Raw genomic sequence first — 17,305 nt, forward strand, 5'->3', positions numbered from 1 at the left:
ATCCCCCATGCTTCCCGCTCAACCGCGGATCCGGGCGTGATGTTCACGCTCCATGGCAGAGACCGCCTCGGCCACCACCGCATCCACGTCGCGGTCCGTCAGAGTGCGCGACTTGTCCTGCAAAATCAAGCCCATAGCGAGACTCTTGAAGCCCGGCTCGACCCCCTGGCCGACGTACCGGTCGAACAGCGTGACCTCGCGCAGCAGCGGGCCGGCAGCCCGGCGCAGGGTCGCTTCCAGGTCGGCCCAGGCGGCGGCCTCGGGCACCAGGAAGGCCAGATCGCGGCGCATCGACGGGAAGCGCGACAGGTCGGTGGCGCGCGGCAGGGCGCGGGCGGCCAGCGGGGCCAGGTCCAGCTCGAAGGCGACCACGTCCACGTCGATATCCATGGCCTTGGCCAGCCGCGGGTGGATCTGGCCGATCCAGCCCAGGCTCACGCCGTCACGGTAGACCTCGGCCGAGCGTGCCGGGTGGCCGTACGGACGCTGCGAGGGCCTGAACTCGAGCTCGGCGCCGCTGGCACCAGCCAGCGATTCCAGGTCGCCCTTGAGGTCATGGAAGTCGACCTTGCGGGTCGGCAGGCCCCATTGCTGGGTGTCGGCATCGCCACAGATCGCGGCAGCCACGCGCTGGGTTTCCAGCGGCGCGGGCTGGCCCTCGCCAGCCTGCTGGTGGAACACGCGCCCCAGTTCGAACAGGCGCACGCGGCCCAGCTGGCGGGCGGCGTTGCGGCCCAGGGTGGCGACCAGGCCCGGCAGCAGCGACGGGCGCATCACCGCCAGTTCGGCCGACAGCGGATTGGCCAGCGCGACCAGACCCTCGCTCAGCTGCCACTGCGCGAGCAGCGCGGCATCGACGAAGGCGTAATTGATGGTTTCCTGCAGGTCACGGGCCACCAGCTGGCGGCGCACGCTCAGGTCGTCCAGGCGGGTCTCGGTCGGCATGGCGATGCGCGAGGCACCGCCCGGCAGCGTGGTCGGAATCTGCTCGTACCCGTGGATACGGGCCAGCTCTTCGATCAAGTCTTCTTCGATGGCGATATCGAAACGGCGGCTCGGCGCGGTGACCTGCCAGCCATCAGCGGTCGGGGCCACGTCCATGCCCAGCGCGCGCAGGATGCGCTCCACATCGGCATCGGCGATCTGGATGCCCAGCACGCGCGCGATACGGGCGCGGCGCAGGCCGATGGTGGCGGTCGCCGGCAGGTCGGCGTCGCGCACGGCCTCGGTGACCGGCGCGGGGGTGCCGCCGGCCAGGTCCAAAATCAGGCGGGTGGCGTACTCGATCGCCGCGCGCGGCAGCACCGGGTCGACACCGCGCTCGAAGCGGTGGCCGGCATCGGTGTGCAGGCCCAGCTTGCGGCCACGGCCCATGATCGCGGCGGGCGCGAAGTGCGCGGCCTCCAGGAACACGTTGGTGGTGTCGTCGGTGACGCGCGTATCGAAGCCGCCCATCAGGCCGGCCAGCGCGATCGGGCGGTCGGCATCGGTGACCAGCAGGAAGCTGTCGTCCAGCGCGGCGTCGCGACCATCGAGCAGCTTCAGGGTCTCACCCGCACGCGAACGACGCACGCCGATGCTGCCCTGCAGGGTGCCCAGATCGAAGGCATGCATCGGCTGGCCGAGCTCGAGCATCACGTACTGGGTGACGTCCACCAGCAGCGACACCGGGCGCACCCCACTGCGGCGCAGGCGCTCGGCCATCCACAGCGGGGTCGCGGCACGGGCGTTGACGCCCTCGATCACGCGACCAACGTAACGCGGTGCTTCGGCGCCCGCGTCCAGCTGGATGGACAGTTCACGCGTGCCCACGGCGGCCACCGGCGCAGCGTCGAACGGCACCACTTCACTGGCGCACGCAGCGGCCACGTCGAAGGCGATGCCGCGGATGCTGAAGCAGTCGGCGCGGTTCGGGGTCAGCTTGATCTCGATGCTGGCGTCGGGCAGGCCGAGGTACTCGACCAGGGTCTGGCCGACGGGCGCATCGTCGGGCAGTTCGAACAGGCCGGACGCATCGGTGTCCAGGCCCAGCTCCTTGGCCGAGCACAGCATGCCGTTGGATTCCACGCCACGCAGCTTGGCCGGCTTGATCTTCAGATCACCGATCTGGGCGCCCACCATTGCCAGCGGTGCGACCAGGCCCGGGCGCGCGTTCGGCGCACCGCATACGATCTGCAGGTGCTCGCCCTGCCCCGCATCGACCTGGCAGATCTGCAGGCGGTCGGCTTCGGGATGGCGTTCGGCGGAAATGATCTTCGCCACGACCACATGCTGCAGGCCATCGCCCAGCGCATCGACCTCTTCCACTTCCAGACCGATCGCGGTCAGCACCGCGCTGAGTTCATCGCGCGAGACGGTGGTCGGGACGTGGCTGCGCAGCCAGTTTTCAGAGAATTTCATGGTGTCACCCTGGTGGGCCCGGCGCAGGCGCCTGGGCCGTGATGAATGGTGGTGCGACGTAGCGCCGGGGGCTGCCCGGCGGTTACGCTGTTACGCGAACTGCTTCAGGAACCGCACGTCGTTTTCGAAGAACGCGCGCAGGTCGTTGACGCCGTAACGCAGCATCGCAAAGCGCTCCACGCCCAGGCCGAAGGCGAAGCCGGTGTAGCGCTCCGGATCGATGCCGACGCTGCGCAGCACGTTCGGGTGGACCATGCCGCAGCCAAGCACTTCCAGCCAGCGGGTGCTGCCGTCAGGCTGCTGCCAGGCGATGTCCACTTCCGCGCCGGGTTCCACGAAGGGGAAGTAGCTGGGACGGAAACGCATCTCGAAATCGCGCTCGAAGAACGCGCGCACGAACTCGGACAGCGTGCCCTTCAGATCGGCGAACGTGGAGTGCTCGTCGACCAGCAGGCCTTCGACCTGGTGGAACATCGGCGAATGGGTCTGGTCGCTGTCGCTGCGGTACACCTTCCCGGCCGCGATCATGCGCAGCGGCGGAGCGTGCTCGCCCATGTAGCGCACCTGCACACCGGAGGTATGCGTGCGCAGCAGGCGGCCATCGCCGAAATAGAAAGTGTCGTGCATCGCGCGCGCCGGGTGGTGCGGCGGGAAGTTCAGCGCTTCGAAGTTGTGCCAGTCATCTTCGATTTCCGGGCCTTCGGAGAGCTCGTAACCCAGGCGGCCGAAGATCTCGGTGATGCGCTCCAGGGTACGGGTCACCGGGTGCAGGCCACCGCGCTCTTCGCGACGGCCCGGCAGGGTGATGTCGATCGCTTCGGCGGCCAGGCGCGCGTCCAGCGCAGCGTCTTCCAGCACGGTCTTGCGATCACCCAGCGCGCTGGTCAGCGCGTCACGGGCACGGTTGATGGCTTCGCCGGCGGCTTTGCGCTCATCGGCCGGCAGGCCACCGAGCTGCTTGAGCTGGGCGGTGATGCTGCCGTTCTTGCCCAGCAGGGCCACGCGCAGGGCTTCCAGCGCGTCGGGGCTCTGGGCAGCGGCCACGTCGGCCAGTGCCTGCGTGGTCAGGGATTGGATGTCACTCATGGATAGCCGGAGCCTCGCGTCGGTATGCCATCGCGATGCGCGTCGGGCCGACCCCCGTCGCCAGCGCTGTCGATCGATGGCACCGGGAGGGCCACCGCCAACACAAAAAAGAATGGGGAAGGACTTGCGCCCTTCCCCATGCATTTGCCTTACCCACAGCCGTTGCGCGTGAACGGCAACGGCAGGGGAATGGACTTATGCCGCCAGTGCGCCCTTGGCCTTTTCGGCCAGTGCAGCAAAACCAGCTGCGTCGTGCACGGCGATGTCAGCCAGAACCTTACGGTCCAGGGTGATGCCGGACTTGAGCAGGCCGTTCATGAAACGGCTGTAGCTCAGGCCGTTGATGCGGGCAGCCGCGTTGATGCGGGTGATCCACAGCGAACGGAAATTGCGCTTCTTCTGCTTACGGCCGATGTAGGCGTACTGCTGTGCCTTGATCACGGCCTGCTTGGCAACGCGGAAGACCTTGCGGCGAGCGTTGTAGTAACCCTTCGCCAGGGTCAGAATTTTCTTGTGGCGGCGACGCGCCTGTACGCCACGCTTTACTCGTGCCATGGGTCAGTCCTCAGAGGTAGGGAAGCATACGGTTCAAACGGCCTGCGTCTTCTGCACGAACATGGTTCGTCTGACGCAGATTGCGCTTCCGCTTGGTCGACTTCTTCGTGAGGATGTGGCTGCGGTTGGCGTGGCCAGCCTTGAACTTGCCGGAGGCGGTCTTGCGGAAACGCTTGGCCGCCGCCCGGTTGGTCTTGATCTTGGGCATTGCTATGTCCTTGATGATGTTTTGTCACTGACCAGGGCGGTGGCATTGCCACACTTTCCGTCCGTGCCCTTGCCTGCTTGTAAGCCCGGGATCCCCGATGGGAACCAGGCCGGTCCTGTTTGCCGTTGGAACAGCGTGCCTTTGTGGGGCGGGAAACCGTTCAAAACAGCACCCCCGCAAAACGGGGCCGCCCATTATGCCCGTGTATACGGACAGTTGCAAACGCTTGATTGGGCGGGTGTTTACCGCGGCGCGGCCGAACCTGAACGGAACGGAACGGGCGCGAGCCCGGGCGTGACGCCAGGCCGCGCGCGGGAAACGACAGAAGGCGCCGATGGGCGCCCGCTGCGTGGTGCGCGAAGAGGTGCGGCCGGGGCTGGGCAGCCGACCAACGGTCGGCTCTACCTTTGCCGCGGTGGGCTGTCCAGCCGACCAACGGTCGGCTCTACTTCCCGCCGGTTCGGGCCAGGCCCGATGGCCGGTTACTTCTTCTTCGGCGCGATCATCATCACCATCTGCCGGCCTTCAAGGCGCGGACGGGACTCGATCACGATGTCTTCGCCCAGATCACCCTCGATCCGGCTGGCCATCTCGCGACCCAGTTCCTGATGGCTCATTTCACGGCCACGGAAGCGGATGTTGACCTTGATCTTGTCGCCCTCTTCCAGGAACCCGCGCATCTTGCGCAGCTTGATCTGGTAATCACCTTCATCGGTGACCGGGCGGAACTTCACTTCCTTGATCTCGACCTGCTTGGTCTTCTTCTTGGCCTCGTTGGCCTTCTTCTGCGCTTCGAACTTGAACTTGCCGAAGTCCATGATCTTGCACACCGGCGGATCAGCCTGCGGCTGAATCTCGACCAGGTCCAGACCTTCGTCTTCGGCCATCGACAGCGCTTCGTCACGCGTCAACACACCAATCATTTCTCCGTCGCTGCCGATCACGCGGACGCGCGGCACCCGGATTTCCTGATTCTTGCGGTTCTGTTTGTTGTCAGGGGTACTGATATTGCAATCTCCCAGAGGAATCAAACCGGCCCATCGCGGAGCATCCGCAGGGCCGGGACTTTCTTACACGGACTGTTCTGCCTGCAACCGCTCGATGAAGGCCTGGACGGACATGCTGCCCAGATCTTCGCCAGAGCGCGTACGCACGGCCACGGCGCCATTTTCCTTCTCACGGTCGCCAACCACCAGCAGGTACGGGACCCGCTGCAGCGTATGCTCGCGAATCTTATATCCGATCTTCTCGTTGCGCAAATCGGCGTTCACGCGGAACCCTTGATCTGCAAGGGTTTTCCTGACTTCACTGACGTATTCAGCCTGAGCGTCGGTGATATTGGCCACCACCACCTGGGTCGGGGCCAGCCAGGCCGGGAACTGGCCGGCATGGTGCTCGATCAGGATGCCCAGGAAACGCTCCATGGAACCGACGATCGCGCGGTGCAGCATGACCGGATGCTTCTTCTGGCTGTTTTCGTCCACATACTCGGCGCCAAGGCGGCCAGGCATCATGAAGTCGACCTGCATCGTGCCCAACTGCCAGGTACGGCCGATGGCATCCTTGAGGTGGTACTCGATCTTTGGGCCGTAGAAGGCGCCCTCGCCCGGCAGCTCCTGCCATTCCACCCCGCAGCTGGACAGGGCCGAGCGCAATGCGCCCTCCGCCTTGTCCCACGTGCTGTCATCGCCCAGGCGCGATTCGGGGCGCAGCGCGATCTTGACCTGGATCTCCTCGAAGCCGAAGTGCTGGTACACCGCCAGCGCCTGCTGGTGGAACGCGGTCACTTCCGCCTCGACCTGGTCTTCGGTGCAGAACACGTGGCCGTCGTCCTGGGTAAAGCCACGCACGCGCAGGATGCCGTGCAGCGCGCCGGAGGGCTCGTTGCGGTGGCAGGCACCAAACTCACCGTAGCGGATCGGCAGATCGCGGTAGCTGTGCAGCCCCTGGTTGAACACCTGCACGTGGCCCGGGCAGTTCATCGGCTTGAGCGCGTAGGTACGCTTCTCCGACTCGGTGAAGAACATCGCGTCCTGGTAGTTGTCCCAATGGCCGGACTTCTGCCACAGCGACACGTCCAGGATCTGCGGGCAGCGCACTTCGCCGTAGCCGGTATTGCGGTACACCTTGCGCATGTACTGCTCGACCACCTGCCACAGCGCCCAGCCCTTCGGGTGCCAGAACACCAGGCCCGGGGCCTCTTCCTGCAGGTGGAACAGGTCCTGCTGCTTGCCGATGCGACGGTGGTCGCGCATCTCCGCCTCTTCGATGCGCTTGATGTACGCATCGAGCTGCTTCTTGTCGGCCCAGGCGGTGCCGTAGACGCGCTGCAGCTGCTCGTTCTGCGCGTCGCCGCGCCAATAGGCGCCGGAAATGCGGGTCAGCTTGAAGGCCTTCAGGAAGCGCGTGTTGGGCACGTGCGGGCCGCGGCACATGTCCACGTATTCCTGGTGGTAGTACATGCCCATCGCCTGGATCTCCGGCGACATGTCTTCGATCAGGCGCAGCTTGTAGTCTTCGCCACGCGCCTTGAAGATCTCGATGACCTCCGCACGCGGGGTAACCTTCTTGATCACGTCGTAGTCCTGCGCGATCAGCTCAGCCATGCGCTTTTCGATGGCGGCCATGTCCTCGGGCGTGAACGGACGCTCGGAGTAGATGTCGTAGTAGAAGCCTTCGGCGATGACCGGGCCGATCACCATCTTGACGTCCGGGTACAGCTGCTTGACCGCATGACCAACCAGATGGGCGGCGGAGTGGCGGATGATCTCAACGCCCTCCTCGTCCTTGGCGGTGATGATGCGCAGGCTGGCATCGTGGTCGATGACGTCACTGGCATCGACCAGCACGCCATCCACCGAACCGGCGATGGTGGCCTTGGCCAGGCCGGCGCCGATCGACTGGGCGACGTCCATGACACTGACGGGATGTTCGAATTCACGGCGGCTGCCGTCGGGGAGCGTGATCGCGATCATGAGAGTGCTTTGGTCTGGTGGCCCGCAGGGGGCCTGGAGAATCCGGGGGCGAGGCAATAAAAAAGCGCCACAAAGGCGCCTGCGTCAGGGGCCGTCGGGGGCGTTCAGCGGTGGGCGGTGGTAGTGCTCATGTCACACGCTAGACCGGCGCAGGGCGCGGGCCACCTTGTTGCCTCGATAGAGATGCCCTGATCTTAAACCAATCTGCCGATGAATGCGCCGCCGCGCGCCGGCGTGCCCCCCCGCCCAGGCGCCTGAATGTGTACGTGTGGCGCCCATAAACGGCAATGATTACCATGCGCGGGTTACTGTCCTGACCAGGACAGGGTTGCCGATTGGATTCCCCCATGCCCTGCCCCGCTTCCTTCCCGGCCTGCCGCGCCCTGCCGCGTGCGCTGGCGGCCACCCGATGATCACGGTCGCCCTGACCTCGCTTGGCTTCTGCAGCCTGGCGCTGGCCGGCTCGGCGTTCTCGGCGCTGGCGCTGTATGCCGCCTCGCCGCACTGCCGCTGGCCGCGCCTGCGCCGGGCCGGCCGCCTGGGCCGGCAGATCAGCCTGATCGCCGCGGTGGCGGCGCTCTGGCTGTGGATCGCCAATCTGGGCATCGCCACCGGCGTGGTGGTGATGCTGTGCAGCTGGATGCTGGTGGCGATCGCGCTGCCCCTGCTCGCCGCCTGGCACCGGCCGGCGCAGGTGACACGCTGATGTGGGCACGGGCCGGCGCCGGCGTCCTGGCGGGGTTCTTCGTGGCCGCCGCGGCGACCGGGCTGATCGCCTGGCTGCCGCCGGGGCCGTGGCAGAACGCGCTGGTACCCAGCCTGATCGCGTTCATCCCGCTGTGGATGCTGGCCGCGATCTGGGCCTTCAGCTTCCGCACCGGGCTGCGGGCGTGGGCCGTGATGAGTGCCACCGCCGTGGCCGGGTTCGGCCTGCTGTGGCTGCTGCGCCTGACCGGCGCGGTGCAATGAGAGCGATGCGATGAAGTTCAGTTCCCAGACCCTGCGTACCTTCACCACCGTGCACACGTGGGTCGGCCTGGTCGCCGGCTTCGCGCTGTTCGTCGCGTTCTACGCCGGCGCGCTGACCCTGTTCCACCACGATCTGCCGCTGTGGCAGACCCCGCATGCGGTGGACACGCCGGCCGCGAGCCTGGACGACGCGCAACGCCTGCTCGATGGCGTGCTCGAACGCCACCCGGCCGCGCGTGCCCACGTCGGCATGACCTTCCCCGGTGGCGATCACCCGCAGCCGATCGCGTATTGGCAGGATGCCAAGGGCACCTGGCTGTACGCGTGGCTGGACCATTACGACGGCAGTGTCACGCCCCCGCAGACCGGGCTGGCGGAGCTGGTCAACGAGCTGCATTACAGCCTCGGCCTGCCGGTCGCGGGCACCTACCTGATGGGCATCGTCAGCCTGCTGTATGGCGTGGCCCTGCTCAGCGGGCTGGTCATCCACCTGCCCAGACTGCTGGGCGATCTGTTCGCGCTGCGCCCGGGCCGCAACCTCAAGCAGATGTGGCAGGACGCGCACAACGTGATCGGCGTACTCAGCCTGCCCTTCCACCTGATGTTCGCGGTGACCGGCGCACTGCTCTGCCTGATCTTCCTGCAGATGGCGGCGCTCAATCCGCTGATCTTCGACGGCAAGTTGCTGCAGGCGGTGCCGGCAGCGATGGACACCGCGCCGATACGCGAGCCCAGCGGCCAGCCAGGCGATGAAACCAACCTGCGCATGCTGCATGCCCGCGCCATCGAGGTGGCCCGGGCGCAGGGCGTAGCTGATTTCGAGCCGGCCTTCCTCAAGCTCGCCCATGCCGGCGATGCCAACGCCACGATCGAGATCACCGGCGAATCCGGCGGCACCCTGGGGCCGCTCGGCGCGGTCGGCCTGGATGCGGCCAGCGGCCGCCTGCTGAGCAGCCAGTTGCCTGGCCAACGCGATGCCAACCACGCCACCCTGAGTGCCGCCTATGCGCTGCATTTCGGTGAATTCGGCAATGGCGTAGTGGTGTGGCTGTACTTCCTGCTCGGCCTGGGCGGCGCCTTCCTGTTCTACTCCGGCAACCTGCTGTGGATCGAATCGCGGCGCAAGCGACGCCAGGTCGAACAAGGTCGCGCGCAGATCAACATGGCCCGCGCGACCGTGGGGGTATGCATCGGGTTGTGCGTGGCGATCTCGGCCAGCTTCGTCGGCGCACAGATCCTGGAGCAGGTCGCGCCGCAGGCGGTGGACCACGGCATCCGCTGGATCTGTTTCGTCACCTGGGGCGTCTGCGCCCTGTGGGCGGCGCTGCGTCGCCCCGACCAGGCGGCCCGTGAGCTGCTGTGGGCGGCCGCGATCAGCACCGCGCTGGTAGCGGTAATGCATGGCGCCCTGACCGGCTTCTGGCCGTGGGCGAGCGCGGCACGGGGCTACTGGCCGCTGTTCTGGGTGGACGCGGTGGCGCTGGCACTGGCCTTTGGTTTTGCCACCCTGGCGCGTGCGAGCCTGCGCCGGGCACGGCATGGTGATCCGAACAGCGTCTGGAGTGCACCACGCTGATCGCCTCGAAGGCTTGCTGCGGCGGGCCTTCAGAATTCTTCAGCCGGGTTTCCAGCACTTCAGACCGCCCCATGGCGTAGTCGGCCCTCATCTCGAGGAGCCTTGCCCATGCACCCCTGTCGCCCCCGTTTTTCCGCCGCGCTGATCTTCGCCCTGGCGGTTGTCCTGCCACCGACCGCACTGGCCGGGCCCACCCAGTTGGACGCAGCCCGGATCACCGCGCTGGAGTCGGCGATCGCCACCCAGGACATCAAGCAAGTCACCAGCATCGTGTTGCTGGTGGACGGCCAGGTGGCGTACGAGGGCTACTTCAACGGCGGCTCGGCGGACACCCTCAACGACGTGCGCTCGGCCAGCAAGAGTGTCACCGCGATGCTGGTCGGCGCCGCCATCGGCGACGGCTCCCTGCCCGGCGTGCAGGCCCGCGTGTACGACTACTTCCCGGCGTTCACGGCCCACCATCCGGTCGACCCGCGACTGCGCGCCACCACCGTGGAAGACCTGCTCACCATGAGCACGCTGTGGGAATGTGATGACGAAAACGCGTTCTCGGCCGGCCACGAGGAACGCATGTACGTGACCGAGCACTGGCTGGACTTCGTGCTGTCGCTGCCGGTCAAGGGCTTCGCACCGTGGATGACGCGCCCGGAAGACAGCCCGCACAGTCGCGCGCATGCCTACTGCACGGCCAATTCCTTCGTGCTCGGCGCGGTGCTGGAACAGGCCACGAAGCAGCCCTTGGCCGACTATGCCGCGCAGGCGCTGGAACGACCGCTGGGGATCACCACACGCCGATGGAACCGCTCTCCGGAGGGCATCGGCATGGGCGGCGGCGGGACGCGCTACCGCAGCCGGGACCTCGCGCGGCTGGGCGAGCTGGTGCTCGCCGAGGGGCGCTGGCAGGGCAAGCAGCTGATCCCGGCGCGCTATGTCCGCGCGATGGTCAGCGCCCAGGCCACCACCGGTGATGGCAGCGACTACGGCTATCAGTGGTGGGGGCTGAAGCTTCCGGTCGATGGGCACCAGACCACGGTCTGGACGATGTCCGGCAACGGCGGCAACTACGTGTTCGTGATACCCGGCAAGAAGCTGGTCGCGGTGATCACCAGCCAGGCCTACAACCGCAGCTACGCCCACCCGCAGTCGCGCCGCATCCTTACCGAGTTCCTGCTGCCCGCGCTGCGCTGAGGCCATCGAGGTCTGTTGGCCGCCATGGGGCGGCCAACACCCGGGCGCGCTGGGCGGATACGTCTGTCTCGATCGTGTCGAGCAGTTCCTGCCAGCCGGCCGCACCGTGCAGCGGCGCAAACAAAGGGGTGGCGCGCAACCACGCCGCGTCGCGGAAGCCAGCGTTCACCGCGTGATGCAGGGCCACCAGCGCAGCGGCCTCATCGCCCTGGGCCTGCAGCAACATCGCACGCTCCAGTGCGGTGTCGGACCAGCCATCATCGCCTTGCCCTTCCAGCATCTGCAGGCGCTCGGCGATCCAGGTCGGGGCAGGCGCCGAATCGCCATAGAGGCCGGCCAGGGTCTGCCCCATCGACTGCTGCGGGCGCAATGCCCGGCTCTGCTCGAAGGCTTCGGCGGCGCCCTTCCGATTCCCGCTCAACAACAGCATCTCGCCCTGCAGGCGCAGCAACTGCGGATGTGGCGTCCCGCGAGCCAGTGCCTGATCCAGCGCCTGCTGTGCTTTGGCCGACTCCCCCATTGCCAACAGGCTGTGCGGCCAGGCGATGTTGGCGAACACATTGTCCGGATAGAGCTGGAAGTTGTGCGCGTGCCGGCGAGCGGCCGCATCGGTGAACCCCAACAGCTCAAGCTCGCGTGCGACCTGCACGTCGCGGAACCGAACCCGCTCGGGCGCGCGCAACGACAGGTTGTCCTGCAGGGCCTGCGCGAGGTCGCCTTTTTCCTGCTGCAGATAGGCCAGCGATGCGTGCGTGCGCTCGTCACCCGGGTCGCGCCGCAGTGCCTGCCGGTAGTCCGCCATGGCGTGCGACATCGCACCGAGGCAGTCGTGGGCATAGCCGCGTGCGGCCCAGCCGGCGGCATCTTCCGGCGCCTTGAGCACCAGCTGGCTGCTCAACACCAGCGCCTCCTGCGCACGCTCGCGCGCGCCGTTGAACAAGCAGGCATCGGCCGCCAGCGCTCGGGCGAGTCCACGCCGTGCGATAAGCGATTCAGGGTCGATCTGCAGCGCCTGGCGGTACAACGCGATCGCCCGTTCGTTGTTGCTGGCCTGGCCGATACCCGCGTAATAGGCGGCCCGCTGCAGGACCGCCTCCGCTGGCGACGCCGGTGCGCTGGCGGGACGTACCAAGGTGAACACGACGGCAGCAGCGGCGACCGTTACCCCAGCCAGCCAGACCCACCGTGCGGGTGCGCGCGCGCCGGGTGCGACGGGAGCGCCCTCCGTGCTGGCGCTGGCAACGGCATTACGCATCACCGGCTGCGGCGAGGCGCACAACTGGTAGCCACGGCCACGAACCGAGCGGATGTAGCGCGGCCGGCGGCCGTCATCGCCCAGCGCCTGCCGGAGCAGCTTCACCCGCTGGCTGATCGCATCCTCGCCGACCACCGCCGGTGCCCAGACCTGATCGGCAAGCGTGTCGAAATCGACGACGGCGTTGCCGTGGGCCAGCAGGCAGTCCAGCAGCCGCCAACTCAGCCCGCCGACCGGCAATACCTGATCCCCTCGCCGCACCTGCTGGGCAGGGCGGTCGATGTGCAGATCCAGCAGGCGGACGGTCTCCATGGCGGCAAGCATAGGGCACGCCGCGTGCGTGGCGGCGGCCTTCGGCGCGCTTACTTCGCAGGTTCCCGGAACGGTGCCACCATGGCCTTGAGCAGGCTGCCCTGCGCGTCGTCACCGGTCAGCTCCCACATGAAGACGCCGCGCAGACCGCTGTCCTTGGCGAAGCTGGCGCGCAGACCGATCGAGGTAGGATCCTCATAGCTGACGAAGACCTTCCCGGTGGCGTTGTACAGCCACGGCGTCTGCGCGACCGGGTGCCAGTGCCGCTCCCAGCCGGGCTGGCCGAGCATGCTGGCCTGGATCTGCCGCCAGTCGCCGGCCGGATGCGGCGCGCTGTAGTGCTGGTAGAGGCCCTGGTTGGCATCGCTCTCCAGCTGGAAGCCACGGCCGTAGAACGGCACGCCGAGCACCAGCTTGTCTTTCGGCACACCGTGCTGCTCGTAGTAGGCCACCGCCCCGGCCACGCTGTTCCAGCGTTTCAGTTCCGGCGACAGCGGATCTTCCGGCACCGCGTGCAGCGGCGCGTTGAAGGTGGACACCGCCGAGAAGCCGGTGCCCATGTCGTAGCTCATCAGGTTGATGAAATCGAGCGTGCGGCCGAGCTCCTTGAGTTCATAGCTGCGGGCCGGATCATACGGGCCATCTGTCTGCACGCGGCCGGCGGGCAGCGCGGCGGTGACCAGCCGGTGCTGGCCGTCTTTCTTGTCCAGCGCATCGAGCTGGCGGCGGAACTCGCGCACCAGGAGGGTCATGTTGCGGCGATCTTCCGGGTGGTCGGTGATCTGGGTCGGGCCGCCATATACCGGGAACTCCCAATCGATGTCCACGCCATCGAAGCTGCCGCGATGGCGCTCGAAGAACATCGCCACGCAGGAGGCCACGAAGCGTTCGCGGCTTTCCGCGGTCAGCGCCGCATCGGAGAACCCGCCTGCGTTCCAGCCGCCGATCGAGATCAGGGTGTGCAGCGTCGGATGCGCTTGAGCGCGGCCAGTGCCCTGAAATGCGCATCGGCCTGCGGCGCGACCAGGCATTGACCTTGGTCGATGGTGGCGAACGCATAGAACAGATGGGTGAGCGTATCGGCCGGAATGGTCTCCACTGGGTAGCGGTCCGCCGCCCCCCCCGGGTAGTACGCGCCGATCACCTTGGGCAACGACTCCGTGGCGGAGGCGGCCTGCGGCATCACGCTGGCGATCAGAACGACCAGGACAGCGACGGTTGGACGGAACATGGGATCTCCCGGGGCGAAGGCGAAGCCACGTTAGCAGCGTGCTGTGGTGCGCGGGCGCTTTGCGCGGTGATGTCCTGCGAATCCGTCCAGCGGACACTGACGGCTGACCCACGCAGGCCTGGCGGCTGTCCACAGGCCGTGCGGCAACACCCGGTACGCGCCACGGACGCGTCACTCGAAGTCGCCGCCCGCAGCGGACGTTCGCGCGGTCTGTCCCGCTCTGCCGCGCCGCCCGCCCGCGCCGCCCGCATGTATGCCTGCATGCGTGCATGCCTGACGGCGACAGGTGTTCACCCCCGCCTTGCGTCATCGGTTTTACAGTTCAGCGATAGTGACTGCCTGCTGCGTGACACCGATGACCGACCTGCATATCGACCGATTGGACCACCTGGTCCTGACCGTGGCGGATGTCGCCGCGACCTGTGAGTTCTACCACCGCGTGCTGGGCATGGAGGTGGATATCTTCGGCGAGGGACGCAAGGCGCTGCGCTTCGGCCTGCAGAAGATCAACCTGCATGCGCACGGCAACGAATTCGACCCCAAGGCCGAACGGCCGACACCGGGCTCGGCGGACCTGTGCCTGATCACCTACGCGACCATGGACGAGATCCTGGCGCACCTGCAGGCGCAGGGCGTGACCGTCGAAGAAGGACCGGTCCAGCGGACGGGTGCGACCGGACCGATCCTGTCGGTGTATTTCCGCGATCCGGACCGGAATCTGATCGAGGTATCGCGCTATCTGGCGTAATGCGCCCCACCCAACGGCAGCCATGCGTGGCATGGCATGGCACTCCACCGCGAACCGGCGCTGTTGGTTGGACATGCGGGCACAAAAAAAGCGGGCCGAAGCCCGCTTTTTCTTGTCTGCGAAAGCGTGAGGACCAACGGTCCTCACCTACCATCCGGAAAGCGTGAGGACCAACGGTCCTCACCTACCATCCGGAAAGCGTGAGGACCAACGGTCCTCACCTACCCTCCGATCGGCGTGGGCCGATCACTCGGCGGCAGCGGCGCCTTCGCCTTCTTCGACGGCCTTCATCGACAGGCGGATACGGCCCTGCTTGTCGACTTCCAGGACCTTGACCTTGACCACATCGCCTTCCTTCAGCACGTCGCCGACCTTCTCGACGCGGTCGCTGGAGATCTGCGACACGTGGACCAGACCGTCCTTGCCCGGCAGGATCGTGACGAACGCACCGAAGTCCATGATCTTGGCGACCTTGCCTTCGTAGATGCGGCCCGGCTCGACGTCCGAGGTGATCTGCTCGATGCGGGCCTTGGCAGCCTGCGCAGCGATGGCGTTGACCGAGGCGATGACGATGGTGCCGTCATCCTGGATGTCGATCTGGGTGCCGGTTTCCTTGGTGATGGCCTGGATGGTGGAACCACCCTTGCCGATCACTTCGCGGATCTTGTCCGGGTGGATCTTGATGGTCAGCAGGCGCGGCGCGTAGTCCGACAGCTCTTCGCGCGGGGCGGTCAGGCCGTGGGCCATTTCACCCAGGATGTGCAGACGGCCAGCCTTGGCCTGCTGCAGTGCCTGCTTCATGATCTCTTCGGTGATGCCTTCGATCTTGATGTCCATCTGCAGGGCGGAGATGCCCTCAGCAGTACCGGCCACCTTGAAGTCCATGTCGCCCAGGTGATCTTCGTCACCCAGGATGTCGGACAGGACGACGAAGCGATCGCCTTCCTTGACCAGACCCATGGCGATACCGGCCACCGGCGACTTGACCGGCACGCCGGCGTCCATCAGGGCCAGCGAGGAACCGCAGACCGAGGCCATCGACGAGGAGCCGTTGGATTCGGTGATTTCCGAGACCACGCGGATGGTGTACGGGAACGCTTCCAGCGACGGCATCACTGCCAGCACGCCGCGCTTGGCGAGGCGGCCGTGGCCGATTTCGCGACGCTTCGGGCCCATCATGCGGCCGGTCTCACCCACCGAGTAGGGGGGGAAGTTGTAATGGAAGAGGAAGTTTTCCTTGTACTCACCGGCAACGGCATCGATGACCTGGCCATCACGGGCGGTGCCCAGGGTGATGGTCACGATGGCCTGCGTTTCACCGCGGGTGAACAGCGAGGAACCGTGGGTACGCGGCAGGATGCCGGTCTTCACCGAGATCGGGCGGACGGTGTCCAGCGCACGGCCGTCGATGCGGACCTTGGTGTCGAGCACCGAGTTGCGCATGGTGCTGTATTCCAGCTCGCCGAATTCCTTCGACAGTTCGGCCGGGTTCCAGCCGTCAGCGGCCACACGGCCTGCCAGCGACTCGGTCACGTCCTTCTTGATCGCCGAGATGGCGTCACGGCGCTGCAGCTTGTCGCGCACCTGGAAGGCTTCGCCCAGGCGCGGGCCGATGGCTTCCTGCAGGGCGCTGATCAGCGCGGTGTTCTTGGCCGGGGCTTCCCAGGTCGACGGCTTGGTGCCGGCTTCCACGGTCAGCTCGTTGATCGCGTTGATGACCTTCTGCATTTCGCGGTGACCGAAGGTCACAGCGCCCAGCATCACGTCTTCGGACAGCAGCGCGGCTTCGGATTCCACCATCAGCACGGCGTTGGCGGTACCGGCGACAACCAGTTCCAGCTCCGAATCCTTCAGTTCGGTCACGGTCGGGTTGAGGATGTACTCACCGTTCTTGTAACCCACCTTGGCGGCGGCGATCGGACCCTTGAACGGGGTGCCGGCCAGCGACAGCGCGGCCGAGGCGCCGATCAGGGCAGCGATGTCACCATCGATGTCCGGGTTCAGCGACATCACCGTGGCGATGATCTGAACTTCGTTCTTGTAGTCTTCCGGGAACAGCGGACGGATCGGGCGATCGATCAGGCGCGAAATCAGCGTCTCTTTTTCGGTCGCGCGGCCTTCGCGCTTGAAGAAGCCACCCGGGATACGGCCACCTGCGTAGAACTTCTCCTGATAGTCGCAGGTCAGGGGGAAGAAGTCCTGGCCCTCACGCGCGCTCTTGGCGGCAACGGCGGAGACCAGCAGCACGGTGTCGTCGAACTTGACGATGACGGCACCGCCGGCCTGACGGGCGATTTCGCCGGTTTCAAGCGTGACGGTGTGCTTGCCGTACTGGAAGGTTTTGGTGATTTTTGCCACGGGGGTTTCCTTGGATGATGCTTTCTTCAATGGACCGCGGGCGACCCTTGCCGCCGACGGGTGACCGGTTGTCCGGCCCAGGCGTTTATTGCGGTACTACCAAAACAAAACCGCGGCGCATTCCTGCGCCGCGGTGGGGGTTCGTGCTTAGCGACGCAGGCCGAGCTTTTCGATCAGGGCCTTGTAACGCGGAGCGTCTTTCTTCTTCAGGTAGTCGAGCAGGCTGCGGCGACGGTTGACCATCTGCAGCAGACCACGACGGCTGTGGTGATCCTTCTTGTGGGTCTTGAAGTGGCCGGTCAGCAGTTCGATGCGGGCGGTCAGCAGGGCGACCTGGACTTCCGGGGAGCCGGTGTCAGCCGCGCTGCGCTTGTTTTCTTCAATGACCTTCTGGGTGTCGATCGACATATCAGTTTTCTCTTGGATGCGTGGCCCGCAGAAACG

General features: G+C 66.4%; 16 protein-coding genes. 5 read left to right on the forward strand and 11 right to left on the reverse strand.

What is annotated here, in order from left to right:
* Nucleotides 1-18 precede the first annotated feature (18 nt).
* From pheT to thrS, 6 genes are all read right to left on the reverse strand, one after another.
* Entirely contained in the window at nucleotides 19-2,400 is a 2,382-nt protein-coding gene (gene pheT / locus PV764_RS04990; protein ID WP_019182706.1) for a phenylalanine--tRNA ligase subunit beta, read from the reverse strand.
* A gap of 90 nt (nucleotides 2,401-2,490) precedes the next feature.
* Entirely contained in the window at nucleotides 2,491-3,486 is a 996-nt protein-coding gene (locus PV764_RS04995) for a phenylalanine--tRNA ligase subunit alpha (RefSeq protein ID WP_019182705.1), read from the reverse strand.
* Nucleotides 3,487-3,681: 195 nt separating this feature from the next.
* Nucleotides 3,682-4,041: a 50S ribosomal protein L20 gene (gene rplT, locus PV764_RS05000; protein ID WP_017355264.1), complete on the reverse strand. Its 360-nt coding sequence runs from the start codon at nucleotides 4,039-4,041 to the stop codon at nucleotides 3,682-3,684.
* A 10-nt stretch (nucleotides 4,042-4,051) separates the two neighbouring features.
* Nucleotides 4,052-4,249, reverse strand: a complete 198-nt coding sequence (gene rpmI, locus PV764_RS05005; RefSeq protein WP_017355265.1) for a 50S ribosomal protein L35 — start codon at nucleotides 4,247-4,249, stop codon at nucleotides 4,052-4,054.
* A 482-nt stretch (nucleotides 4,250-4,731) separates the two neighbouring features.
* Nucleotides 4,732-5,271 (reverse strand): translation initiation factor IF-3, encoded by a 540-nt coding sequence (gene infC / locus PV764_RS05010; RefSeq protein WP_172838068.1) that lies wholly within the window; start codon nucleotides 5,269-5,271, stop codon nucleotides 4,732-4,734.
* Nucleotides 5,272-5,319: 48 nt separating this feature from the next.
* Entirely contained in the window at nucleotides 5,320-7,224 is a 1,905-nt protein-coding gene (gene thrS, locus PV764_RS05015; RefSeq protein ID WP_019182703.1) for a threonine--tRNA ligase, read from the reverse strand.
* 409 nt (nucleotides 7,225-7,633) lie between these two features.
* Here thrS and PV764_RS05020 point away from each other — a divergent pair, with 409 nt between their 5' ends.
* The 4 genes from PV764_RS05020 (at nucleotide 7,634) to PV764_RS05035 (ending at nucleotide 10,957) form a co-directional block, all read left to right on the forward strand.
* Entirely contained in the window at nucleotides 7,634-7,930 is a 297-nt protein-coding gene (locus PV764_RS05020; protein WP_046273234.1) for a hypothetical protein, read from the forward strand.
* Nucleotides 7,930-8,193, forward strand: coding sequence for a hypothetical protein (locus PV764_RS05025; RefSeq protein WP_019182701.1), 264 nt, complete (start codon nucleotides 7,930-7,932; stop codon nucleotides 8,191-8,193). Before PV764_RS05020 ends, PV764_RS05025 begins: the two co-directional genes overlap by 1 nt.
* A gap of 10 nt (nucleotides 8,194-8,203) precedes the next feature.
* The gene (locus PV764_RS05030) at nucleotides 8,204-9,769 is read left to right on the forward strand and encodes a PepSY-associated TM helix domain-containing protein (RefSeq protein WP_421116255.1); all 1,566 of its coding nucleotides are present in this window, start codon (nucleotides 8,204-8,206) and stop codon (nucleotides 9,767-9,769) included.
* Nucleotides 9,770-9,877: 108 nt separating this feature from the next.
* A complete protein-coding gene (locus PV764_RS05035; protein ID WP_421116256.1) occupies nucleotides 9,878-10,957 on the forward strand; it encodes a serine hydrolase domain-containing protein in 1,080 nt (359 codons plus the stop codon).
* Here PV764_RS05035 and PV764_RS05040 read toward each other — a convergent pair.
* Genes PV764_RS05040 through PV764_RS05050 form a run of 3 tightly spaced genes read right to left on the reverse strand, consistent with a single transcriptional unit; the run spans nucleotide 10,926 to nucleotide 13,755 of the window.
* Nucleotides 10,926-12,524, reverse strand: a complete 1,599-nt coding sequence (locus PV764_RS05040; RefSeq protein ID WP_421116257.1) for a winged helix-turn-helix domain-containing protein — start codon at nucleotides 12,522-12,524, stop codon at nucleotides 10,926-10,928. The two genes, PV764_RS05035 and PV764_RS05040, sit on opposite strands and share 32 nt — an antisense overlap.
* Nucleotides 12,525-12,574: 50 nt before the next feature.
* A complete protein-coding gene (locus PV764_RS05045) occupies nucleotides 12,575-13,555 on the reverse strand; it encodes a glycoside hydrolase family 18 protein (protein WP_421116258.1) in 981 nt (326 codons plus the stop codon).
* A complete protein-coding gene (locus PV764_RS05050; RefSeq protein ID WP_421116259.1) occupies nucleotides 13,477-13,755 on the reverse strand; it encodes a hypothetical protein in 279 nt (92 codons plus the stop codon). Before PV764_RS05050 ends, PV764_RS05045 begins: the two co-directional genes overlap by 79 nt.
* A 364-nt stretch (nucleotides 13,756-14,119) precedes the next feature.
* Here PV764_RS05050 and PV764_RS05055 point away from each other — a divergent pair, with 364 nt between their 5' ends.
* Complete coding sequence (locus tag PV764_RS05055) at nucleotides 14,120-14,503, forward strand: VOC family protein (protein ID WP_026069701.1); 384 nt, start codon at nucleotides 14,120-14,122, stop codon at nucleotides 14,501-14,503.
* Nucleotides 14,504-14,749: 246 nt separating this feature from the next.
* Here the strand turns inward: PV764_RS05055 and pnp are convergent, their stop codons facing one another.
* A complete protein-coding gene (pnp, locus tag PV764_RS05060; protein ID WP_019182695.1) occupies nucleotides 14,750-16,861 on the reverse strand; it encodes a polyribonucleotide nucleotidyltransferase in 2,112 nt (703 codons plus the stop codon).
* Between the two features lie 147 nt (nucleotides 16,862-17,008).
* Nucleotides 17,009-17,269 carry a 30S ribosomal protein S15 gene (gene rpsO / locus PV764_RS05065; protein ID WP_019182694.1) on the reverse strand — a complete coding sequence of 87 codons (261 nt, stop codon included), beginning with the start codon at nucleotides 17,267-17,269 and terminating at the stop codon, nucleotides 17,009-17,011.
* Between the last annotated feature and the right edge of the window lie 36 nt (nucleotides 17,270-17,305).

Origin of the sequence: Stenotrophomonas sp. AS1, from assembly GCF_048957655.1 — a bacterium.
Lineage (GTDB): Bacteria > Pseudomonadota > Gammaproteobacteria > Xanthomonadales > Xanthomonadaceae > Stenotrophomonas > Stenotrophomonas bentonitica_A.